This is a genomic window from Paraburkholderia sp. J7, assembly GCF_905220155.1.
Taxonomy (GTDB): domain Bacteria; phylum Pseudomonadota; class Gammaproteobacteria; order Burkholderiales; family Burkholderiaceae; genus Paraburkholderia.
Genome location: NZ_CAJMYZ010000023.1, coordinates 72,758 through 95,653, shown reverse-complemented (window position 1 = coordinate 95,653; position 22,896 = coordinate 72,758). Strand labels below are relative to the sequence as shown.

The window sequence follows — 22,896 nt, the reverse complement described above, 5'->3', positions numbered from 1 at the left end:
GCGCAGCGCTTACGCAAGCGCTTGTCCAGATCGGTTGGGCCGCCCCGGCCAATGTCGCGCGCGCATGCGAGCGAGCGCCGATAATCGCGTGCCCCTGAAGGTACAATGACGGCCATGTCAGATCCCCGCTTCGTCCATCTCCGCGTCCATTCCGAATTCTCGATTGCCGACGGCATCGTACGCCTCGACGACCTCGTCAAGGCGGCGGCCAAAGACGGCCAGGGCGCGCTCGCGCTCACCGACTTAGGCAACGCATTCGGCCTCGTCCGTTTCTACAGCGAAGCGCGCGGCAAAGGGGTCAAACCCATTGCCGGCTGCGACGTCTGGATCACGAATCCCGACGACCGCGACAAGCCGTCGCGCCTTCTGCTGCTGGTGAAGGACAAGCGCGGCTATCTGAATCTGTGCGAGCTGCTGTCCAAGGCGTGGCTCACGAACCAGCATCGCGGCCGCGCGGAAGTCGACGTTGCGTGGCTCGAAGAAGGGCTGGCCGAGGGCCTGCTCGCGATCTCGGGCGCGCAGCAGGGCGACGTGGGTCTCGCGCTCGCGGCGGGCAATGCCGAAAGTGCGAAGCGCCATGCGCAGCGCTGGGCGAAGCTGTTTCCGAACGCGTATTACATCGAACTGCAGCGCTGCGGCCAGCCCGGCGGCGAGCAGTATGTCGAGCAGGCCGTGGCGCTCGCGTCGCAGCTGAAGCTGCCGGTGGTCGCCACGCACCCCATGCAGTTCATGACCGACGAGGAATACACCGCGCACGAAGCGCGCGTGTGCATCTCGGAAGGCGACATCCTCGCGAATCCGCGCCGCCAGAAGCGCTTCACGACCGATCAGCGTTTTCGCACTCAGGAAGAAATGGCCGCGCTGTTCGCGGACATTCCGTCGGCCATTGCGAACACCATCGAAATCGCCAAGCGCTGCAACCTCACGCTCGAACTCGGCAAGCCGAAGCTGCCGCTCTTCCCGACGCCCGACGGCCTGTCGCTCGACGACTATCTCGTGCAGCTGTCGAAAGAAGGCCTCGAAAAGCGCCTCGTGCAGCTGTATCCGAACGAAGCCGAACGCGAGCAGGAGCGCGCGCGCTACAACGAACGGCTCGAATTCGAGTGCGGAACCATCATCAAGATGGGCTTCCCGGGCTACTTCCTGATCGTTGCGGACTTCATCAACTGGGCCAAGAACAACGGCGTGCCGGTGGGGCCGGGCCGGGGCTCGGGCGCGGGCTCGCTCGTCGCCTACGCGCTCGGCATTACCGACCTCGATCCGCTGCGCTACAACCTGCTGTTCGAGCGCTTCCTGAATCCGGAACGCGTGTCGATGCCCGACTTCGACATCGACTTCTGCCAGCACGGGCGCGACCGCGTCATTCAGTACGTAAAGGAAAAGTACGGCGCCGATGCGGTTTCGCAGATCGCGACCTTCGGCACGATGGCCGCGAAGGCGGCGGTGCGCGACATCGGCCGCGTGCTCGATCTCGGCTACAACTTCACCGACGGCGTGGCCAAGCTCATTCCGTTCAAGCCCGGCAAGCACGTCACGATTGCCGACGCGATGAAGGAAGAGCCGCTCCTGCAGGAGCGCTACGACAACGAAGACGAAGTGCACCAGCTGCTCGACCTCGCGCAGCTCGTGGAAGGTCTCACGCGTAACGTGGGCATGCACGCGGGCGGCGTGCTGATCGCGCCCGGCAAGCTGACGGATTTTTGCCCGCTCTACACGCAGGGCGACGAAAGCGGCGTCGTGAGCCAGTACGACAAGGACGACGTGGAAGCAGTCGGCCTCGTGAAGTTCGACTTTCTGGGTCTGACCACGCTCACGATTCTCGACTGGGCCGAGCGCTATATCCGCATGCTCGACCCGTCGAAGAAAGACTGGTCGCTCGCCGAGGTGCCGCTCGACGACGCCGCGTCGTTCCAGATCCTCAAGAAGGCCAACACGGTCGCCGTGTTCCAGCTGGAAAGCCGCGGCATGCAGGGCATGCTGAAGGACGCGCAGCCCGACCGCTTCGAGGACATCATCGCGCTCGTGGCGTTGTATCGTCCGGGCCCGATGGACCTGATCCCGAGCTTCTGCGCGCGTAAGCACGGCCGCGAAGTGGTGGAGTATCCCGATCCGCGCGTCGAACCTGTTCTGAAAGAGACCTACGGCATCATGGTCTATCAGGAGCAGGTGATGCAGATGGCGCAGATCATCGGCGGCTACTCGCTCGGCGGCGCCGACTTGCTGCGCCGCGCGATGGGTAAGAAGAAGCCCGAGGAAATGGCCAAGCACCGCGAAATTTTCGCGGAAGGCGCGGCCAAGAACGGTCTCACGCGCGAGAAGGCCGACGAAACCTTCGACTTGATGGAGAAGTTCGCGGGCTACGGCTTCAACAAGTCGCACGCGGCCGCCTATGCGCTGCTCGCCTATCACACGGCGTGGCTCAAGGCGCACCATCCGGCGGAATTCATGGCGGCGAATATGTCGCTCGCCATGGACGACACCGACAAGGTGAAGATCCTCTTCGAGGACTGCCTGACCAACAAGATGGCCGTGCTGCCGCCGGACGTGAACGCTTCGGCGTATCGCTTCGAGCCGGTGGCCGACTCGAACGTCGCAGAAGGCAAGCGCTCGCGCACGATCCGCTACGGTCTGGGCGCGATCAAGGGCAGCGGCCAGAACGCCATCGAAGAAATCTTGCGCGCGCGCGAGGAGGGCGGTCCCTTCAAGGACCTGTTCGACTTCTGCGAGCGCATCGACCGTCGTCTCGTGAATCGCCGCACGATCGAGGCGATGATCCGCGCCGGCGCATTCGACACGATTCACGCAAACCGCGCACAGTTGCTGGCCTCCGTGCCGATGGCGATGGAAGCCGCCGACCAGGCGAGCGCCAACGCCATGCAGGCGGGCCTGTTCGATATGGGCGACGCGCCGCTCGCCGCGCATGAGCTGGTCGACGAACCCGCGTGGGGCGAAAAGCGCAAGCTTCAAGAAGAGAAGGCCGCGCTCGGCTTCTACCTCTCGGGGCACCTCTTCGACGCCTACAAGGACGAAGTGCGCCGCTTCGTGCGCCAGAAGATCGGCGAGCTGAAGGAAGGGCGCGACAAGCTCATCGCGGGCGTGATCGCTTCGTTGCGCACGCAAATGACCCAACGCGGCAAGATGTTGATCGCGTTGCTCGACGACGGCACCGGCCAGTGCGAAGTGACGGTGTTCAACGAGCAGTTCGAAGCGCACAAGGCGCTCTTCAAGGAAGACGAGCTGCTAGTCGTGCAGGGCGGCGCGCGCAATGACGCGTTCACGGGCGGCATTCGCTTCACCGTCGATACGGTGATGGATCTCGAGCGCGCGCGCAGCCGCTACGCGCAGGCCGTGAAGCTGCAGATGAACGGCAACGCCAATGCGCTCGCGCTGCGCACGGTGCTCGAAGCGTATCGCGCGAAGCCCGACGACTCGCTGCCGGCGCCGGCCGCGCAAGCGCGTGGGCGCGGCGGCTTCGGGCGCGATCGCGGCGATCGCCCGCAAGCAGTCATTCCGAATGGACTCGCGGTGCAGATTGCCTACCGCAACGATCGGGCCGAAGGCGAAGTGCGCTTGGGCGACGCCTGGCGCGTCAAGCCCTCCGACGACCTGCTCACCGCGCTGCGCGGCGAGTTTGCGGGCAGCGAGATCGAGATCGTTTATTGACGTGACGGGGAATGGGCGGCAGGCGGCGTGGGAGTTTTCACGCTGCCATGCTGCGCCGTCGGTCCGGCAATCGCTTGCTTAAGTCGCGAGTTCGGCCAGACCCCGTTCGGCGCGCACGGTGCCATCCGCAATACGCGCCCTGACCCGCTGCTCATTGGAGTTGGCCTGGTCACGCGGTTGCTCGCGGTGCCACAGGTGGAAGATTTCCGTGGCGTAGGCGCCGAGCTTGCGGTGCACGCCGCCGTTGGCAAGGCGTGCCACGAAATCGGCGTCCTCGTGCCCCCAGCCGGTGAAGCTCGTGTCGAATCCGTTCACGCGCTCGATATCGCTGCGCCAGGCGCTCATGTTGCAGCCCTTGATGCCGCGCCACTTGAACTGCTCGATCACGCGCCACTTGCGGTCCGGCAGCTTGGCAAAGAGGGGCGCGATCTTGTTGACGTGGCCGCCAAGGCGTTGCCGCACCCAGAAGCCGAAGCCCTGATCCGCCAACGGCAGCGTCTGGCCGATCACCGCTTGCGTGAGCGTTTCGTCGAGCAGGATGCGGCTGCCGGTGATGATGGCTCGCTCGCTTGCAAGCTGCCGGTGGCGCGCAACGAAATCGTGCTGCGCCACGCAGTCGCCGTCGAGGAAGATCAGGTAGTCGCCACGGGCCTGCACGATGCCCTTGTTGCGGATCTCGGCAAGGCGAAAGCCGTCGTCCGGGTGCCACACATGCTCCATGCGCACCGGGCTCGCCGCTGCGCAGCGCTCCACGGTTTCGCGGGTCGCGTTGGCCGAGCCGTCGTCGGCGACGATGATTTCGTAGTGCGTGTCGGATTGCGCGCTCAGGCTCGCGAGGACCCGCTCGAGCGCATCGGGCCGGTTATAGGTGCTGACGATCACCGAAACCAGCATGTCGCGGCGCGCGTTCATCGGCGCTCCGCTGCGGCGTCGCGGGATTGTGCCGCGGCGGACTGCTGTGCTTCGAGCAGCATGAGCTTCAGGTAGCGGTAGTAGGTGCCTTCGGCGTTGGAGATCGCCAGCACGAAACCCATCTTGCCGTCGAGAAAGCCGCGCTGGATGATCCAGCTGCGCACGAAAGACCAGAAGCCGTGCAGCAGCGCCTTGCGCAGGCCGCCGCGTTTGCCGCGCGCCGCGCCCTGGGTCGCGCCGTAGGTCGAATAGCTGTCGATCTTGCAGAGCACCTCGGAGAAGTCGCGAAAGCTGTAGTGAATCAGCGCCTGGGCGAGCGTGCCGACGCGCGCCTCGGGCGCGGCGATCACGCGCTCGTGCACGAGATCGTTCGAGAAGCGCGCTACGTCGCGGCGAAAGAGCCGCGTCACATAGTCGGGCGACCAGCCGGAATGGCGGATCCACGTGCCGCAGTAATTCGACTGGCGCGGCACACGGAACAGGTCGGCCCCGTTCGCCTTGACGCTCGCGAGAATCTCGTCGCGCAACGCCGGGGACACGCGTTCGTCGGCGTCGAGCGAGAGAATCCAGGGGCCGCGGGCGGCGTCGAGCGCGCGCTGTTTCTGTGGCCCGAAACCGGGCCAGTCGGTCTCGACGACCGTTGCGCCGAACTCGCGGCAAATGGCCTGGGTGCCGTCCGTGCTGCCCGAATCGAGCACGACGATTTCGTCCACCCAGCCGTGTACGGAAGCGAGGCAGTCGCGAATATCGTGTGCTTCGTTTTTGACGATGACGATGACACTGATCGCATCGGGTTTGGCGCTGTCGTTCATCGGCGCTGGCTCGCGATGGCTGGAAGAAGGTGAAGAGGGTGGGCGGGCCGGCTAGTGCTGGTCTCGCGTTCGCAGAGCAGTTCGTGCGCAAGCCGTTTGCGCGCGCGTTCGTGCCCCGAAGCCGAATCGGTGAGTATATACAAAAACGCCGGCCACTACGAAAGCGCTCCGGCGCAGGCACCGGCCGGGCGGATACCTCGCCCCCTGGGCCGAACGTTTACAATGGCGTACCTGTTTGCCGGGGGGCGGGCAGATTACCCGCATTTTTTTCGAGGAAATTTTGAGCGAGAGATCAACCTTGAGCAAGCCGATCGGCTCCGACACCAAGTCGTCGCCGATCGTGATTGGCCGGCGGCTGTGGCCGTATGTGAAGCCGCTAATGTGGGTGCTCCTCGCAGGCGTGATCGCGATGGCCGTGGTGGCCGCCACCGAAGCCGGCATTCCCGCGCTGCTCAAGCCGCTGCTCGATCACGGCTTCGGCACGCGCGGCGACCCGAAAGCGAAATGGCTGGTGCCCACCGCGGTGATCGGGCTGGCGCTCGTACGCGGCCTCGCGCAATACGCGTCCGGTTACTTGCTGCAGTACGTGTCGAACCGCGTGCTGCTCGCGCTGCGGCTCAAGATGTTCGAGCGCATGATTCATGCGAGCGTCGGCTTCTTCCAGCGCGAAACTGCGAGCACGGTCATCAACGCGATCGTGTTCGAGGTCAACCAGATTCTCGGCGTGCTGCTCAGCGTGCTCGTCACGATCGTGCGCGACTCGCTCACAGTCATCTTCCTGCTCGGCTACCTGTTCTATCTGAACTGGCGGCTCACGTTGATCGTCGCGGTGCTGCTGCCGGCCATCGGCTGGCTCGTCAGCAAGATCAACCGGCGTTTGCGCCGGCTGAACCGCGAGCATCAGATGCTCACGAACGACTTGTCCTATATCGTCGAGGAGACGGTGGGCGGCTACAAGGTCGTCAAGGTTCACAACGGCGAGCAATACGAAAAGGACCGCTTTGGCGAGATGAGCAAGCGCCTGCGCGGCTACCAGATGCGCATGACGGTGTCGGGCGGGCTCGCGCAGCCGCTTACGCAATTCCTCGCTTCGATCGCGCTGGCGATCGTCATCACCATTGCGGTCGTGCAGGCCTCGAACGACCAGACGACGGTTGGCGGCTTCGTGGCGTTCGTCACGTCGATGCTGCTCGTGATCTCGCCCCTCAAGCACCTGATCGACGTGAACCAGCCGCTGCAGCGCGGCATGACCGCGGCCGAGCTGATCTTCGGGCTCATCGACGAGCCGCCCGAGCCCGCCGGCGGCGGCTTGCCGCTCGAACGCGCGCGCGGCGAGGTGGAGTTCCGCGACGTGTCATTCGCCTATGGCGCGAGCCATCGCGTGACGCTCGACCATGTGTCGTTTCGCATCAATCCCGGCGAAATGGTGGCGCTCGCGGGCCCGTCGGGCAGCGGCAAGACCACGCTCGTGAACCTGCTGCCGCGCTTTTTCGATCCGAGCGGCGGGCAGGTGATGGTCGACGGCGTATCGATCGCCGACTACGACGTGCATGCGCTGCGCAACCAGATCGCGATGGTGAGCCAGGACGTGGTGCTGTTCAACGACACGGTCGCGAACAACGTCGCCTATGGCCAGACGGCCGACCGCGAGCGCGTGGAACGCGCGCTGCGCGCCGCCAACCTGTGGGAGACGATCTCGGCCCTGCCCGAAGGCATGGAGACGCTGGTCGGCGACAACGGCATGAAGTTCTCGGGCGGCCAGCGCCAGCGTCTGGCGATTGCCCGTGCGATCTACAAGGACGCGCCGATCCTGATTCTCGACGAGGCGACCTCGGCGCTCGATTCGGAATCGGAGCGCCACGTGCAGGCGGCGCTGGAAACGCTGATGCGCGGCCGCACGACGCTCGTGATCGCGCACCGTCTCTCGACGATCGAGCGTGCGAACCGCATCCTCGTGATGGATGGCGGCCATATCGTCGAATCGGGCACGCACCAGGAACTGCTCACGAAGGGCGGCATGTACGCGCACCTGCACAAGATCCAGTATCAGCAGAGCGCGGCCTGACCCGCATGGACCATGACGGCGGCGCGCGAGTTTGGGCGCGCCACCGTCATGAAACCGCGCTGGCGCGCGGCGTGAGCTTGAGGAGCCCTGTTTGGGGCGATCAGGCGGCGGCGGGCGCCGTTGCGGGGACGAGCGCAGCGAGTTGGCGCAACACTGCGCCCACGACCTGCGCGGGCGGGATGGTGTCGACGTTGCCGCTGCCCTGCAGGCCGATGGATCGGCAGGCTTCGGTCAAGCGCAGGGAGGGCGGCTCTTGATGCCTGAACAGCGAAACGCTCGGCGTTTGCGTGGTGTGGGCGACGTGCATCAGGCCGCCGTCCGCGCCCAGGAACAGCTCGGCGTGCGCAACGATCTCACGCGCCTGAAGGAACGCGAGCTTGCCGGTCAGCGAGCGGATGCGCACGTTCGCGGGCGCGCTCGCGCACAACTGCTGTGCGATGTCCGTGCCGTTGTCCGAACCGAGCACGACGATTTCCTTCGCGGCGCTCGCGTTGTCGTACTTGCTCAACAATTCGATGACTTCGGACCAGCGGTTGTAGGTGCGATCGGGGTCCACGCCACCCGCCGCGAGCGCGATGAACGGACGCGCGGGCAAGAGCGCGCGCACGGATTCGCGCGTTGCGGGCTTGCTGGCGAGATAAGGCTTGCTGAGCGCGGCGAGCGTGCCGGCGTCGTGGCCGAGCGAGAACACGTCGTTCACGCTCGCGAAGCTGAAGCAGGTCTGGTTGCGGTCGGGCCCGTTGAAGTAACGGAACAGGCCCGCGTAGGGCAGCTTCGCGAAGTGCTGGGTCTTGATGCGGATTGAGGGCAGGTTGTACTCGGAGAGCAGAATCGCGTCGTAGCGGCGCGCATCGACCTCACTGGGGTCGCCGTAGACCTTGCCGAATACGTCGTCTTCGCTGAACAGCGGTACGAGCGACGGCAGCGCGAGCAGATCGATGCGCACACCCAGGCCCTTGAGCAGCGCGCGGCCGGCCATGTCCATCGCCGCGTCGCCGAAGTTGCGTTTGGCATAGACCCACAGGATTCGCTGCGAAGCGTCCAGATGCGCCTGTTCGAGGCGCGTCTGGCCGTGCGCCTTCAGAAGAAACTGCTTGTGCAGGTATTTCTTCGCGATCTTGAGGCGACTGGTGCTACGAAGAAACGCTTCCGGCTCGTAAGGCACGCCCTGATAGGGGATCGTGCAGGACCGGGATACGGCGTGATCGAACCAGCTTGCCGGCGAAACCCACGAAGTGTTTGAGTTGGTCTGCTGAAACACGGGTTTAGTTGTTATTTGAAGTAACCGCTTATTATCCCATGATATTTGCTCGCAGGCTGCGCAAATAATCAGGGGCAGCGTCCAGCACGGCATCGTGAGGTATGAACTTCTACGGCACGTCCGGGCGTGCGTACAATATCGCGTTTCTCGTCATGCATCGCTCAGACCCTTTATAGGGCTAATCTTCATGTTCAGCATTCTGATCCCGACCTGGAATAATCTGCCGTACCTCAAACTGTGCGTCGACAGCATCCGGCGCCACTCCGCGTACGAGCACGAGATCCTCGTGCATGTGAACGACGGCAGCGACGGCACGCTCGACTGGGTCCGCGAACAGGGCATCCGCCATACGTGGAGCAAGGGCAACGTGGGCGTATGCCTCGCCGTGAACGATGTGGCGCGCCTTGCCTCGAGCGAGTGGATCCTGTTCATGAACGACGACATGTTCTGTACGCCCGGTTGGGATTCGGCCTTCGTCGATGCATTGCGCGAAATCGGCGCAGCGCCCGCCTATCTCGCCTCGCAGATCATCGAACCGACCGACACGGGCAACAACCTCGTGACGGTCGCCCATTTCGGCACCGGTCCTGCCGACTTCAACGAGGCGGGACTACTCGAATTCGCCGCGAAGATGAACACCGCCGACCGCAACGGCATCGCACTGCAGCCGACGCTCGTGAGCCGCGAACTCTGGCTGCGCGTGGGTGGTTACAGCATCGAGTTCGGGCCCGGCATGAGCAGCGACGACGACTTTCTGATGAAGCTCTGGCTGGTCGGCTGCCGCACGTTCCGCTCGGTTGGCGCGAGCCGTGTCTACCATTTCGGCTGCCGCACGACAGGACGCATTCGCCGCAATCGCGGCGGCCGCGAGTTCCTCATGAAGTGGGGCGTGACGCAGCGCGATTTCAAGTACAACTACATGGCACGCACGGCCGACGCCGCGCCGGGCACACTTCCCAACGTGCCGCGGCCCAACTTCAAGAGCCGTCTGAAGCGAGTCATGTACGCGTTCGGCCTTTACCCGACTCAAGATCTCGAAGCGTGGGAGCCCGATTTGCCCGCGCAGCTTCAGCACACCGCTTCGTTGCCTGACAGCGCCACGCCGCGCAAGTCATCGCGTTAACGCTGCGTTGTCCCAAGGGAGCCGGCTGGCGCGGAGGCGCCGGCTGAGCCCATTGGCGATGAATCGCGCAGACTTTGCCTCGATTTGGAACAGTGCCTTAGATTTCTAGGGGTTAACCCTAGGAAATCACAAGCATACGATGCGTACATCGGTCGCATGCACATACCGTCGCACGTCGACCGCCTGATCCAACTGGAGGTCGTTTCCATGAAGTCCCTGATTCAAGCCGTTGCTGTTGCCGCCGTTGTTGCCGCTGCCGCTCTTCCCACCGCTTCGTTCGCGCAGTCGCACTCGACCATTACCCGCGCCCAGGTGCGCGCCGAACTCGTTCAGCTTCAGCAAGTAGGTTATCGCGTGGGCGATGGCGACAACGCCCACTATCCCGAAGCGATTCAGTCCGCCCAGGCGAAGGTCGCTGCATTGAATGGTGCAAACAGCAGTTACGGCGGCGTAGCGAACGCCTCGCAATCGGGCGGCCGCGCCACGGTTTCGCCTGAAGACTGGAACGCGATGTACTCGCGCTAAACCATCGCGGCGCGCGCGTTTATTGTGAAGCGCGCGAAGGGAAGGGGATACGTCAAACGGCGCGAGGCGCTTCGGCTTCGCTGCCCGCGGGTTCTGCCGCGTATGACGTTTCCTCGAGTTGTGCGAGCAGCGTGCGGGCTTGGGCGAGCGTGTCGCCCTTCATCGGCTGAAACGCGAAGTGCAGCGATTTCTCGAGCTTCGCAAAGTGGCGCCGCGTGCTGCGCGTGTAGGCGGGATCGTAGTGTTGAGCGACCAGCGCCTCGTAAAGCTCGGCCCTGCGATTTTCGTTGAGCAGCTTGCACCACGATTCGATGCGCTCGCGCCCATGCAGGGGCGTGAGCTTGTTCAGTTGCTCCTGGAAATACGTGCGCTCGTCGAACAGGTGTCCGTACTCCTCGAGCAGCAGGTCGATCCGTTCCTCGCGCGCCACATCGAGTACGACGCAAGGCGCGGCGTGCAAACGGTCCACGAGCGCGGGCGGCAGCGTAATGGCGCCGATGCGCCGGCTCTCCGCCTCGACGAACACGGGGCGCGTGGCGTCGAGGGCGCGCAGCGTCTGGACGAGCGCCGTGTCGAACGACTTCTGCGAGGGCTGCGCTCGCGTGGGCAGCGCGCCCAGCAGCGAACCGCGATGCGCGGCAAGCGCTTCGAGATCGAGCATCTGCGCGTTGGCTTGTCCCAGCGCCTTTAACAGGCGCGTCTTGCCGCTGCCGGTCGGACCGGCCAGCACGATATAGCGAAACGCTCCGGGCAACGTGCCGAGCGCCTCCACGACCGTGTGCCGGTACGCCTTGTAGCCGCCCTCGAGCTGACGCGCGCGCCAGCCGATCATGTTGAACCACGCCGTCATCGACCCGGAACGCTTGCCGCCGCGCCAGCAATAGATGAGCGGACGCCAGTTGCGCGGACGGTCGGCGAACAGCGTATCGAGATGCATGGCGATGTTGCGCGCCACCATGGCGGCGCCCACTCGCGTTGCCTCGAAGGGCGACTCCTTGTACATCGTCCCGACGATCACGCGCTCCTCGTTGCTGAGCGCGGGCGCGTTGATCGCGCCGGGAACGTGGTCCTCGGCAAATTCGAGCGGCGTCCGTACATCGACGATCTCGTCGAATTCGCCAATCTGTTCGATGGTGACGCGCTGGTGGTTCAACTGCGGTGCTCCGGTGATGCCTGCTACGGTGTCGTGCTACATCAGCACGATGTCGTACTGTTCCTGACTCAAATTCGACTCCACCTGCAACGACACCGGCTTGCCGATAAAGTCGATCAACATCGCGAGATGCTGCGACTCCTCCTCGAGAAAGAGGTCGATGACCTGCTGTGAAGCGACCACGCGAAACTCGCGCGGATTGAACTGCCGCGACTCGCGCAGAATCTCGCGCAGCACGTCATAGCAAACCGTGCGCGCGGTCTTCACCTGCCCCTTGCCAAGGCAAGTCGGGCACGGCTCGCACAGCACATGCGCAAGCGATTCGCGCGTGCGCTTGCGTGTCATCTCCACGAGCCCCAGTTGCGAGAAGCCGTTCACGGTCACGCGCGTGCGGTCGCGCGAGAGCGCCTTCTTCAGTTCGCCGAGCACCTGGTCGCGATGCTCGACGTTTTCCATGTCGATGAAGTCGATGATGATGACGCCGCCCAGATTGCGCAGACGCAATTGCCGCGCGATCGTATGCGCCGCTTCGAGATTCGTCTTGAAGATCGTGTCGTCGAAGTTGCGCGCGCCCACATAGCCGCCCGTATTCACGTCGATGGTCGTCATCGCCTCGGTCTGGTCGATCACGAGGTAACCGCCCGACTTGAGGTCCACGCGGCGCGAGAGCGCACGCTGGATTTCGGCCTCGATGTTGTAGAGGTCGAAGAGCGGCCGCTCGCCCGAGTAGTGATGCAGCTTCGGCAGCACGGCGGGCGTGAATTCGGTGGCGAACTCCGTGAGCCTCTGGAACGTTTCGCGCGAATCGACCTGAATGCGCGAGGTCTCGTCGTTCACGAAGTCGCGCAGCACGCGCTGCGAGAGATTCAGGTCTTGATAGAGCAGGCTCGTGGCGGGCACGCGCTGCGCCTGCGCGAGTATCGTCGCCCACGTCTTGCGCAGATACGCGACGTCCGCTGCGAGTTCTTCGCTCGTGGCGTCTTCAGCGATCGTGCGCACGATATAGCCGCCTTTTTCATCGGCGGGCAGCACGGCCGTGAGGCGCGCACGCACCGCTTCGCGCTCGGCCTCGCTCTCGATCTTCTGCGAGATGCCGATGTGCGGCTCCTGCGGCAAATAGACCAGCGTGCGTCCCGCGATGCTCACCTGCGTGGAAAGCCGCGCGCCCTTCGTGCCGATCGGATCCTTCACGACCTGCACCATGAGCGTTTGCCCTTCGAACACGGTCTTTTCGATCGGCTGATGATGGATGGGCGCATGCGCTTCACCGGCAATGCGCGGATGCCAGATGTCGGCCACATGAAGGAACGCGGCACGCTCGAGACCGATGTCGATGAACGCGGACTGCATGCCCGGCAGCACGCGCACGACCTTGCCGAGATAGACGTTGCCGACGCGCCCGCGCGACAGCGTGCGCTCGACGTGAAGCTCCTGTACTGCGCCTTGCTGGACCAATGCGACGCGCGTCTCCTGGGGCGTGACGTTGATCAGGATTTCTTCGTTCATGATTTGTTCTAGAAGTCGATGCCCGCGGCGCGCAGGAGGGCGGCCGTTTCGAATAATGGCAAACCCATGATACCCGAATAGGACCCGTCGATTCGCTCGACGAATTCCGCCGCGCGGCCTTGTATGCCGTACGCGCCGGCCTTGCCGAACGGCTCGCCGCTCGCCACGTAACGCGCGATCGCAGCGGGCAGCGCAGCCGCGAAGCGCACATGCGAACGCGAGACCGCGACCGGCAGACACACGCCTTCGGCGTTCACCACGGCCACCGCCGTGAGCACTTCGTGCTCGCGCCCGGCCAGGCGTTCGAGCATCGCATAGGCGTCGGCGGCATCGTGCGGCTTGCCGAGGATATGGCCGTCGATGGAAACCGTGGTGTCGGCGGTGAGAATCGGCGCATGCTTGTGCGCGCCCGCGACGAGGCGCGCGCGGGCGGCGTCTGCCTTCGCGGCGCACACGCGCTCGACATAAACGGCGGCTTGTTCGCCGGGCAGCGCGGTTTCGAGCGCTTCGGCGTCTTCGTCGGGACGCGGCAGCAGCAACTCGAAGCGCACGCCGAGCTGCTGCAGCAGTTCCTGGCGGCGCGGGCTTTGCGAGGCGAGATAGACGAACGGATAGGGCGCGTTGGTGGGCATCGGAGCGTCTTTGTCGTTACGGACTTCGGGTTGACGTGCGCGCCTGCTTTCCGGGGCTTGGGCGGGGCTCAATGGGCCATTAGCGAGCCAAAAGCGAGCCGCAGGCGCACGACCAAAAGCGGTGCGGGCGCGCTTTACACCTGCATCACACGCGATGATAGGGGTGATTCTGCGTGATGGTCCACGCGCGGTAAAGCTGCTCGGCGAGCAGCACGCGCACCATCGCATGCGGCAGCGTGAGGGACGAGAGGCGCAGGAGCGTATCGGCGCGCGACTTGAGCTCGGGATCGAGCCCGTCCGCGCCGCCGATCAGGAACGCCACATCGCGGCCGTCCTGCTGCCAGAGCGGCAGCGCCTTCGCGAGCTGCATCGTGGTCCAGTCCTTGCCGCGTTCGTCGAGCGCGACGATGCGCGCATTTTTGGGCAGCGCAGCTTCGATGCGCACGCGCTCGGCTGCCATGACGCTCTCGGCGGAGCGGCCCGACGAACGCTGCTCGGGCTTCACCTCGCGCAGCTCGATGCGCAGCTCCGGCGGCATGCGCTTCGTATATTCCTCGAAGCCCTCGGCGATCCAGTCCGGCATCTTGTGGCCGACGGCGACGATATGCAGTTTCATCGTGCGTGACGATTGGCGTTCGTAAGCGCGCTGCGCTTACTTCGCGGTCTTACGCGCTGCAGTCTTGCGTGCGGGCTTCTTCACGGCCGGCGCGGCTTCCTCGTCTTCGTCCTCGTCGTCCATCGGCTCGCTCGGGCGCGCGCCCACGAAGCCGGTGTTGGTCGCGAGTTTCACGCGCACCGGCTTGTCGCCCCAGATTTCCTCGAGGTTGTAGTACTGGCGCAGCGCGGGCTGGAGGATGTGGACCACTGCGTCGCCGCAATCCACGAGCACCCATTCGCCGATGTCCTCGCCTTCGGTGCTCACGATGTCGCCGCCGGCTTCCTTGACTTTCTCGCGCACGCTGTTGGCGAGCGCCTTGGTCTGGCGGTTCGAGGTGCCGCTCGCGACGACCACGCGGTCGAACAGCTCGGTCAGATGGCTCGTGTTGAAGACGCGAATGTCTTGTGCCTTGACGTCTTCGAGACCGTCGACGATGGCGCGTTGAAGTTTGCGGATGTCCATAGTTACTCGTGTTGCAGATAGAGATGATGTTGAAGGATATAGTCCCACACGGCTGCGGGAAGCTTGTCGGCGGCGGTGCCGCGACGTTGCCCGCTCGCCACGCAGGCCGGCAGGTCGCGCCGGATTTCGGTCGCCGAAACGTCGAGCGCGAGCGTGTCGTCGACCAGCAAGTGGCCATGCGGCGTTGCCGCAAGCGCGGCGGCGCTCGCGCGGCGCGCGGCGGCCTCGCGCGCGACCTCGGGCGGCAGCGCCGCGAAGTCGAAGCCCGGACGGCTCGCCACGCCCAGATGCGCGAGCGCGAAAAGCTCGCGCCATTCGTGCCAGGAATCGAGGTGCAGCAGTTGATCGGCGCCCATTAGCAGCGTGAGCGCGGCGGTGCCGTTGCTTTCGCTTTTTGCGCGCCAGCGGCGCAGCGTTTCGACCGTGTAGGTCGGACCGTTGTGCTCGATTTCGTCGGCGTCCACCGTCACCGTTACGCCCGGCAACGCGAGCGACGCCGCGCCCGCGCGCGTCATGGCGAGCCGATGCTGCGCTGCGGTCACACCCGGCTTTTGCCACGGCTGGCCGGCCGGCAGCAGGATCAGCTCGTTCAGGCCCAGCACGCGCGCAAAATGACGCGCGAGCGCGAGATGGCCCTCGTGGATCGGATCGAAGGTGCCGCCGAGCAGCCCGACGCGCCTCTCGAGCGCGTTGGGCGGGGCAGTGAAAGCTTGCGTCACGGCGTCAGACCCAGTCGCGCACGGGCAGGAAGTCGCTGTAGAGGCGCGCTTCCGGTGTGCCGGGCTGCGGCTGCCAGTCGTAGCGCCAGGTCGCGCCCGGCGGCATCGACATCAGGATCGACTCTGTGCGGCCGCCGCTTTGCAGGCCGAAATGCGTGCCGCGGTCCCAGACCAGATTGAATTCGACGTAGCGCCCGCGCCGGTACGCCTGGAATTCGCGCTCGGCTTCGCCGTAGGGCGTGGCGCGCCGTTTTTCGATGATCGGCAGATACGCCTTCAGGAAACCGTCGCCCACGCTGCGCAGCATCGCGAACGCCTCGTCGAAGCCGCCCGTGGCGTAGTCGTCGAAGAAAATGCCGCCCACGCCGCGCGCTTCGTTGCGGTGCTTCAGGAAGAAGTAGTCGTCGCACCAACGCTTGAAGCGCGGGTAGAGGTCCGCGCCATAGGGCGCGAGCGCGTCGCGGCAGACGCGGTGGAAGTGCTGCGCGTCTTCCTCGAAGCCGTAGTAGGGCGTGAGATCCATGCCGCCGCCAAACCAGAACACCGGCGCCTCGCCTGCCTTGGTGGCGAGCAGCATGCGCACGTTCATGTGCACCGTCGGGCAATACGGATTGCGCGGATGCAGCACGAGCGAAACGCCCATCGCCTCGAAGCCGCGGCCGTTGAGTTCCGGGCGCGCTGCCGTGGCGGAGGGCGGCAGGGCGTCGCCGGAAACGTCGGAAAAGCCGATACCCCCGCGCTCGAAGAACTGGCCGCCTTCGATGATGCGCGTGCAACCGCCTCCACGCAGCTTCTCGCCGGGCCCGCGCTGCCAGTTGTCCGTGGCGAACGGCGTGCCGTCGAAGGCGCCGAGGGTGTCGGCGATCTGCGTCTGCAGGCTGGCGAGCCAGGCGCGGACGGCGGCGCTGTCGGGGGAGGCGCTGTTAGGGGAGTCGGTCATCGATGAAATGGGGACGGCAGCGCACTGGCGCTGGAATCGGGTTACTCGTCGGCTTGCTCGTTGGGCTATTCGGATAGACCGCCTGGGGCGGCCTGACAGCGGCAGTGTAGCGCCGATTGGCGCGACGCCCGGCGCCATCGTGGGCTGCCTGCCGGGCGCGCTCAGGCTGCTGCGCTGTTTGGCTCGCGCTCGCCGGCTTTGCGGCGAGCATAAGCGGGCAGACGAAAACCGTGAGCGCGCCGTTGCGCGTTGCTACGGCGAGCAGCCAGGTGGCTGCCCATGGCCATTCACTGCATTCGGGGCCGCATCGATGCTCGCGGCCCCAGGCAAGCACTGCTTACTGCTTGCGCCCCGCGGCGCGATAGCCAATGTCGTTGCGATACTGCATGCCGTCGAACGAGATGCGGTTCACGGTTTCGTACGCGACGTTCTGCGCGCTGCGCACCGAATCGGCGAGACCGACCACGCACAGCACGCGGCCGCCCGAGGTCACGAGCTTGCCGTCCACCATCTGCGTACCCGCGTGGAACGTAACCGAATCGGCGGTCTCGGCGGGGATGTCGCTGATGCGGTCGCCCTTGCGCGGCGTCTCCGGATAGTTGTGGGCGGCGAGGACGACGCCGAGCGCCGTGCGGCGGTCCCACTCGAGCTCGACCTGGTTGAGCGTGCCGGCAATGGCGTGCTCCACGACCTTCGAGAAGTCGCCCTTCAGGCGCGCCATGATCGGCTGCGTTTCGGGGTCGCCCATGCGGCAGTTGAACTCGAGCGTCTTCGGGTTGCCCTGCGCGTCGATCATCAGGCCGGCGTAGAGGAAGCCCGTGTAGCGGATGCCTTCCTTCTCCATGCCCGCCACGGTCGGCAGGATGATTTCGCGCATCACGCGCGCGTGCAGCTGCGGCGTGACGATGGGCGCGGGCGAGTACGCGCCCATGCCGCCCGTGTTCGGGCCCTGGTCGCCGTCCTGCAGGCGCTTGTGGTCCTGGCTCGAGGCGAGCGCGAGCACGTGCTTGCCGTCCACCATGACGATGAAGCTCGCTTCTTCGCCTGCCAGGAACTCTTCGATCACCACGCGCGCACCGGCGTCGCCGAGCTTGTTGTCGGCGAGCATCATGTCGATGGCCTGATGCGCTTCTTCCAGCGACATCGCCACGACTACGCCCTTGCCGGCAGCCAGGCCGTCGGCCTTGATGACGATGGGCGCGCCGTTTTTCTCGACGTAGGCGTGTGCGGCCGTCGCGTCGGAGAACGTCTCGTACGCGGCGGTCGGGATGTTGTGGCGCTTCATGAACGCCTTGGCGAAGTCCTTCGAGCTTTCGAGCTGCGCGGCTTCCTTCGACGGGCCGAACACCTTCAGGCCGCGCTGGCGGAACACGTTGACGATGCCCGCGGCGAGCGGCGCTTCCGGGCCGACCACGGTGAGGGCGACGCCTTCGCGCTCGGCGAAATCGGCGAGCTCGTGGATGTCCGTGATGTCGACGTTGGCGAGCCGCTCGTCCTGCGCGGTGCCGCCGTTACCGGGTGCGACGTAGACGAGCTGCACGCGTGGCGCCTGCGCGAGCTTCCACGCCAGCGCATGTTCGCGGCCGCCAGAACCGACGACGAGTAACTTCATGAGAATCCCCGAAAGACCAAGACCAGAAACAGTTGCGGCCGGCGCACAGTGCGCCGGCCGTGAAAATCGCTTGCAGGAGGCGGGGCGTGAGCGGGGCCTAAGCGGCGCCCATGCGCGGCCTCCCGGGCCGACGCCTTATTCCTCGGCGATCGACGCGTTGGTGTACACGTCCTGGACATCGTCCAGGTTTTCGAGGGCGTCGAGCAGCTTTTGCATCTTCACGGCGTCGTCGCCCGTGAATTCGACCTCGTTTTGCGGCTTCATGGTGACTTCGGCCATTTCCGCCTTGAAGCCCGCGGCTTCGAGCGCGGTCTTGACCTTCGTGAAGTCGAACGGCGGGCAGACCACTTCGATCGAGCCGTCTTCGTTCGTCACGACGTCGTCGGCGCCGGCTTCGAGCGCGGCGTTCATGAGCTCGTCCTCGGGCGTGCCCGGCGCGAACACGAACTGGCCGACGTGATCGAACATGAACGCCACCGAGCCGTCCGTGCCCATGTTGCCGCCGAACTTCGAGAACGCGTGGCGCACTTCGGCGACCGTGCGGGTGCGGTTGTCGGTCATCGTGTCGACGATGACGGCCGCGCCGCCGATGCCGTAGCCTTCGTAGCGGATTTCCTCGTAGTTCGCGCCGTCGACGCCACCCACGCCGCGCTGGATGGCGCGGTTGATGTTGTCCTTGGGCATGTTGGCGTCGTACGCCTTGTCGACGGCCAGACGCAGGCGCGGGTTCGTGTCGGCGTCGCCGCCGCCCATGCGCGCCGCGACCTGGATTTCCTTGATGAGCCGCGTCCAGACCTTGCCGCGCTTCGCGTCAGCAGCAGCCTTCTTGTGCTTGATGTTGGCCCATTTCGAATGACCCGCCATACCTTTCTCCGTCTCACGCGCCGTGCGCGTGCAGTGTGCAATGTGCTGTTGTCGCTGCGATGTTCCCGGGCGCGGTCTTCGTGCGTCGTTCGCGCGGCGCGCGTGATGCTTCGCGCGTCTCTCGCCTCTCTCGCACTTCTCGCGTAAAGCCTGTGCGGCAGCCTGTGCCGGCAGGACGGGACGCAGCGCCCGTTCAGGTGGATCTGAATTTTATCACGCCGGGACCGTCCGGCTTCGCCTGCCTACGTGACGGGGCGTCAGGCGATGGCAGGTTGCGCCGGCCGCGCAGGGTACATAGGGGGCGGGATCAGGGATGTCCGCAGAAGGCAGGGAACGGGGGAGGGCGGCCGGTCTTGCCGGCCGCCCTTATGCAACTGTGTTGCCGGTGTCAGTTCTTCGTGCCGAACAGCCGGTCGCCTGCGTCGCCGAGGCCCGGAATGATGTAGGCGTGCTCGTTCAGATGCGAGTCGAGCGAAGCCACGTAGAGTTTCACGTCCGGGTGCGCCTTCTGGAACACGTCCACGCCTTCGGGCGCGGCCACCAGTGCAAGGAACAGGATGCGCTCGCCGGGCACGCCGCGGCGCTTGAGCACGTCGATCGCGTGCGCCGCCGAGTAGCCGGTCGCGACCATCGGATCGCACAGGATGAAGGTGCGGTCCTCGAGGTCGGGCAGGCGCACGAGATATTCGACCGGGCGATGGTCGTCGGCGCGGTAAACGCCGATATGGCCGACGCGCGCGGAGGGCACCAGCTCGAGCAGGCCGTCGGACATGCCCACGCCCGCACGCAGCACCGGCACGATGGCGAGCTTTTTGCCCGCGATCACGGGCGCGTCGACTTCGACCAGCGGCGTCTTCACGCGGCGCGACGCGACGGGCAGGTCGCGCGTGATTTCATAGCCCATCAGCAGCGTGATCTCGCGCAGCAACTCGCGGAACGTGCGCGTGGACGTGTCCTTGTCGCGCATATGCGTGAGCTTGTGCTGGATCAGCGGGTGATCGAGGATGAAGAGATTCGGGAAACGGCTGTCCTGTTTCATGGCGGGGCGCACAAGGCTGCAAGGGAATCGGGGAATCGGTCGTGCCGCTGCCGCGCGAGCCCGGCGCGGCGCGCCCGGGCTGTACGGTTGCGGCGAGCACGGCCCGCCGCGCGCGGCAAGCGCTCGTGGCTTGCGAAGGCGCCGGGCCGCGCTACAGCCGCAAGTATACGGTAAGCACGCGCGTACCGGCGCGCGCATGGCGCGTTGCGACGCCACTTCGCGCACGGCTGACGCGCTTCGCCGCCATCGGCCTTCCACGCGCCGCGCCCGATTCTTCTAGAATCCCAAAAAGGTCGCGGGGCGGGCGGCGCAAGGTCTGGCCGTGTCCGCCCTGTCACACGACGGTCATCCACGCAAAAAGGACACGAAAACAATGGACATGGGCATCGCAGGACGCAACGCACTGGTGTGCGCGGCCAGCAAGGGACTGGGGCGCGGCTGCGCCGAGGCGCTCGCCGCCGAAGGCGTCAACGTGACGATCGTCGCGCGCACCGCGCAGACGCTGGAGGAAACCGCCGCGCATATCCGCAAGAGCACAGGCGTGGACGTCAAGGCCGTGGCTTGCGACATCACCACGGAAGCCGGCCGCGCCGCCGCGCTCGCCGCTTGCCCGTCGCCCGACATCCTCGTGAACAACGCGGGCGGGCCGCCGCCGGGCGACTTCCGCACGTACACGCACGAGGCGTGGATCGCGGCGCTCGAAGCGAACATGCTCACCCCGATCGCGCTGATCCAGTCCACCATCGACGCCATGATCGCGCGCGGCTTCGGGCGCATCGTCAACATCACGAGTTCCTCGGTGAAGGCGCCGATCGACGTGCTCGGCCTCTCGAACGGCGCGCGCTCGGGCCTGACGGGCTTTGTCGCGGGCGTGGCGCGCCAGGTCGCCGCCACCGGCGTCACGATCAACAACTTGCTGCCGGGCGCCTTCGACACCGACCGCATTCAGGCCACCATCGTCGCGCAGGCGAAGGCGAGCCATATTTCGGAAGATGAAGCGCGCGCGCGCCGCATGAAGGCAATTCCGGCCGGACGTTTCGGTACGTCCGACGAATTCGGGCGCGCCTGCGCATTCCTGTGCAGCGTGCACGCGGGCTATATCACCGGGCAGAACTGGCTGATCGACGGTGGGGCTTATCCGGGCACCTACTGAGTCAGCTTCCGGGCAGCCGCGGCGCCCTCGCGCCGCGTCACCACACGCATTACGACTATCAAGCACGCAACCCATACGTCAAGGAGACTTACGCCATGCCAACCCGCGTCGCACTGATCGCGCACGACCACAAGAAGGACGACATCGTCAAACTCGCGAGCGAGTACGTCGAGACGCTGCGCCACTGCGAGATCATCGCGACCGGCACGACCGGCTCGCGCATCGAGGCCGCGACGGGCATCAACGTCGAGCGCATGCTGTCGGGCCCGCACGGCGGCGACCTGCAGATCGGCGCGCGGCTTGCGGAAGGCAACGTCGATATCGTGATCTTCCTGCGTGATCCGATGACGCCGCAGCCGCACGAACCCGACATCAACGCGCTCGTGCGCGCGTGCGACGTGCACGACGTGCCGTGCGCGACGAATATCTCGACGGCGCGCATGCTCCTCGACGTGCTCACGCTGCGCCAGAAAAACGCGGCCTGATTTGTGGTCTGATTCGCGGTCCGACCCGCGCGGGCGCGCCGCGCCATGCAGGTGGATAAGAGCTAGCCAGGACAACACCAAGGAGACGTGATGACCAAGGCAATCCGATACGACAAAGCCGGCGGCCCCGAAGTAATGAAGTGGGTGGACGTCGACGTGGGCGAGCCCGGCGAGGGCGAGGTGCGTTTGCGCCAGAGCGCGTGCGGCCTCAACTACATCGACGTGTATTTCCGCACAGGTCTCTATCCGCAGCCGCTGCCGGCCGGGCTCGGCATGGAGGCGGCCGGCGAGGTGACGGCGGTGGGGCAAGGAGTGAGCGCGCTGAAGGTGGGCGACCGCGTGGCGTACGTCGCGCGTCCGCCCGGTGCCTACGCGCAGGAGCGCGTGCTGCGCGCCGACCAGGTGATCAAGCTGCCCGACGCGATCAGCGACGAAGCGGCGGCCTCGATCATGCTGCAGGGCCTCACGGCGCAATACCTGCTGCGCCGCACGTATCGCGTGAAGGCCGGCGACACGATCCTCATCCAGGCGGCGGCGGGCGGCGTGGGCCTGCTCGTGTGCCAGTGGGCAAAGGCGCTGGGTGCGACCGTGATCGGCACCGTGGGCTCGGACGAAAAGGCCGAGATCGCGAAGGCGCACGGCTGCGACCATCCGATTGTCTACACGCGCGAGGACTTCACCGCCCGCGTGCGCGAGATCACGAACGGCGCGGGCGTGCCCGTTGTGTACGACTCGATCGGCAAGGACACCTACACGAAATCGCTCGATTGCCTCGCGCCGCTCGGCTTGTTCGTGAGCTTCGGCAATGCGTCGGGACCGCTGCCGCCGATCGATTCGTCGGAGTTCGCGGGGCGCGGCTCGTTGTTCTTCACGCGCCCGACGCTCTTCACGTATATCGCGAAGCGCGCCGACTACGAAGCGATGTCCGCCGAACTGTTCGACGTGGTCGCTTCGGGCAAGGTCAAGACGTCGATCAACCAGCGCTACGCACTCAAGGACGTCGGCCAGGCTCACGCCGATCTCGAAGCGCGCAAGACCACGGGGTCGACCGTCCTGATTCCGTGACGTAAAAATTGATGCACCGTTGCGTCGCATGGCACGAGCCATCGGCGCCGGCGTATTGACTCGACCATTTCGTTCCTTTTCGCTTCTTTACGCCGTTACCCAGACCCAAAAGGCGCGCAACGCCAATGTTGCGCGCCTTTTTTCTTTTCCGCGCCCGCCCGCGTTCGCCTCCCGCGTTTACGCGTTTTTTATACGCGCGCCAAAACCTTTGATCCGGATTTAATGCCGTAGCGGGTAACTTTCAGCC

General features: G+C 65.5%; 20 protein-coding genes. 7 read left to right on the top strand and 13 right to left on the bottom strand.

Annotated elements, in window-relative coordinates; translation table 11 throughout:
* Positions 1-105: 105 nt before the first annotated feature.
* The gene (gene dnaE / locus U5A58_RS31440) at positions 106-3,663 is read left to right on the top strand and encodes a DNA polymerase III subunit alpha (RefSeq protein ID WP_321964327.1); all 3,558 of its coding nucleotides are present in this window, start codon (positions 106-108) and stop codon (positions 3,661-3,663) included.
* Positions 3,664-3,741: 78 nt separating this feature from the next.
* Here the strand turns inward: dnaE and U5A58_RS31435 are convergent, their stop codons facing one another.
* Together U5A58_RS31435 and U5A58_RS31430 are read right to left on the bottom strand one after the other, a co-directional pair.
* Positions 3,742-4,575, bottom strand: a complete 834-nt coding sequence (locus tag U5A58_RS31435) for a glycosyltransferase family 2 protein (RefSeq protein WP_321964326.1) — start codon at positions 4,573-4,575, stop codon at positions 3,742-3,744.
* Positions 4,572-5,387 (bottom strand): glycosyltransferase family 2 protein, encoded by an 816-nt coding sequence (locus U5A58_RS31430; protein WP_321964325.1) that lies wholly within the window; start codon positions 5,385-5,387, stop codon positions 4,572-4,574. Before U5A58_RS31430 ends, U5A58_RS31435 begins: the two co-directional genes overlap by 4 nt.
* A gap of 280 nt (positions 5,388-5,667) precedes the next feature.
* Here U5A58_RS31430 and msbA point away from each other — a divergent pair, with 280 nt between their 5' ends.
* Positions 5,668-7,452: a lipid A export permease/ATP-binding protein MsbA gene (gene msbA, locus U5A58_RS31425; RefSeq protein ID WP_321964324.1), complete on the top strand. Its 1,785-nt coding sequence runs from the start codon at positions 5,668-5,670 to the stop codon at positions 7,450-7,452.
* 100 nt (positions 7,453-7,552) lie between these two features.
* Here the strand turns inward: msbA and U5A58_RS31420 are convergent, their stop codons facing one another.
* Positions 7,553-8,713 carry a glycosyltransferase family 9 protein gene (locus U5A58_RS31420; RefSeq protein WP_321964323.1) on the bottom strand — a complete coding sequence of 387 codons (1,161 nt, stop codon included), beginning with the start codon at positions 8,711-8,713 and terminating at the stop codon, positions 7,553-7,555.
* Positions 8,714-8,900: 187 nt separating this feature from the next.
* On the opposite strand from U5A58_RS31420, the gene U5A58_RS31415 reads away from it, so the two are divergent.
* Together U5A58_RS31415 and U5A58_RS31410 are read left to right on the top strand one after the other, a co-directional pair.
* Positions 8,901-9,836: a glycosyltransferase family 2 protein gene (locus tag U5A58_RS31415; protein ID WP_321914706.1), complete on the top strand. Its 936-nt coding sequence runs from the start codon at positions 8,901-8,903 to the stop codon at positions 9,834-9,836.
* Positions 9,837-10,043: 207 nt separating this feature from the next.
* Positions 10,044-10,361 carry a DUF4148 domain-containing protein gene (locus U5A58_RS31410; protein WP_321964322.1) on the top strand — a complete coding sequence of 106 codons (318 nt, stop codon included), beginning with the start codon at positions 10,044-10,046 and terminating at the stop codon, positions 10,359-10,361.
* A 52-nt stretch (positions 10,362-10,413) separates the two neighbouring features.
* On the opposite strand, the gene mnmH is transcribed toward U5A58_RS31410, so the two are convergent.
* The 10 genes from mnmH to upp form a co-directional block, all read right to left on the bottom strand.
* Positions 10,414-11,514 carry a tRNA 2-selenouridine(34) synthase MnmH gene (gene mnmH, locus U5A58_RS31405; protein ID WP_321964321.1) on the bottom strand — a complete coding sequence of 367 codons (1,101 nt, stop codon included), beginning with the start codon at positions 11,512-11,514 and terminating at the stop codon, positions 10,414-10,416.
* A 36-nt stretch (positions 11,515-11,550) separates the two neighbouring features.
* Positions 11,551-13,020: a ribonuclease G gene (gene rng / locus U5A58_RS31400; protein ID WP_321964320.1), complete on the bottom strand. Its 1,470-nt coding sequence runs from the start codon at positions 13,018-13,020 to the stop codon at positions 11,551-11,553.
* 8 nt (positions 13,021-13,028) lie between these two features.
* Entirely contained in the window at positions 13,029-13,652 is a 624-nt protein-coding gene (locus U5A58_RS31395) for a Maf family protein (RefSeq protein ID WP_321914701.1), read from the bottom strand.
* A gap of 145 nt (positions 13,653-13,797) precedes the next feature.
* A complete protein-coding gene (gene rlmH, locus U5A58_RS31390; RefSeq protein ID WP_321914700.1) occupies positions 13,798-14,268 on the bottom strand; it encodes a 23S rRNA (pseudouridine(1915)-N(3))-methyltransferase RlmH in 471 nt (156 codons plus the stop codon).
* Between the two features lie 36 nt (positions 14,269-14,304).
* Positions 14,305-14,772, bottom strand: coding sequence for a ribosome silencing factor (gene rsfS / locus U5A58_RS31385; RefSeq protein ID WP_321964319.1), 468 nt, complete (start codon positions 14,770-14,772; stop codon positions 14,305-14,307).
* A 2-nt stretch (positions 14,773-14,774) separates the two neighbouring features.
* A complete protein-coding gene (locus U5A58_RS31380; protein WP_321964318.1) occupies positions 14,775-15,491 on the bottom strand; it encodes a nicotinate-nucleotide adenylyltransferase in 717 nt (238 codons plus the stop codon).
* A gap of 4 nt (positions 15,492-15,495) precedes the next feature.
* Positions 15,496-16,431 carry an oxygen-dependent coproporphyrinogen oxidase gene (gene hemF, locus U5A58_RS31375; protein ID WP_321936831.1) on the bottom strand — a complete coding sequence of 312 codons (936 nt, stop codon included), beginning with the start codon at positions 16,429-16,431 and terminating at the stop codon, positions 15,496-15,498.
* Between the two features lie 337 nt (positions 16,432-16,768).
* Positions 16,769-18,043 (bottom strand): phosphoribosylamine--glycine ligase, encoded by a 1,275-nt coding sequence (gene purD / locus U5A58_RS31370; RefSeq protein WP_321964317.1) that lies wholly within the window; start codon positions 18,041-18,043, stop codon positions 16,769-16,771.
* Between the two features lie 135 nt (positions 18,044-18,178).
* Positions 18,179-18,907: a YebC/PmpR family DNA-binding transcriptional regulator gene (locus U5A58_RS31365; protein ID WP_112174299.1), complete on the bottom strand. Its 729-nt coding sequence runs from the start codon at positions 18,905-18,907 to the stop codon at positions 18,179-18,181.
* A gap of 388 nt (positions 18,908-19,295) precedes the next feature.
* A complete protein-coding gene (upp, locus tag U5A58_RS31360; protein WP_158757360.1) occupies positions 19,296-19,946 on the bottom strand; it encodes a uracil phosphoribosyltransferase in 651 nt (216 codons plus the stop codon).
* A gap of 373 nt (positions 19,947-20,319) precedes the next feature.
* On the opposite strand from upp, the gene U5A58_RS31355 reads away from it, so the two are divergent.
* The 3 genes from U5A58_RS31355 (at position 20,320) to U5A58_RS31345 (ending at position 22,649) form a co-directional block, all read left to right on the top strand.
* Complete coding sequence (locus tag U5A58_RS31355) at positions 20,320-21,099, top strand: SDR family oxidoreductase (protein ID WP_321964316.1); 780 nt, start codon at positions 20,320-20,322, stop codon at positions 21,097-21,099.
* Positions 21,100-21,194: 95 nt separating this feature from the next.
* Positions 21,195-21,584, top strand: coding sequence for a methylglyoxal synthase (locus U5A58_RS31350; RefSeq protein WP_321914694.1), 390 nt, complete (start codon positions 21,195-21,197; stop codon positions 21,582-21,584).
* Positions 21,585-21,674: 90 nt separating this feature from the next.
* Entirely contained in the window at positions 21,675-22,649 is a 975-nt protein-coding gene (locus U5A58_RS31345; protein WP_321914693.1) for a quinone oxidoreductase, read from the top strand.
* Positions 22,650-22,896 lie beyond the last annotated feature (247 nt).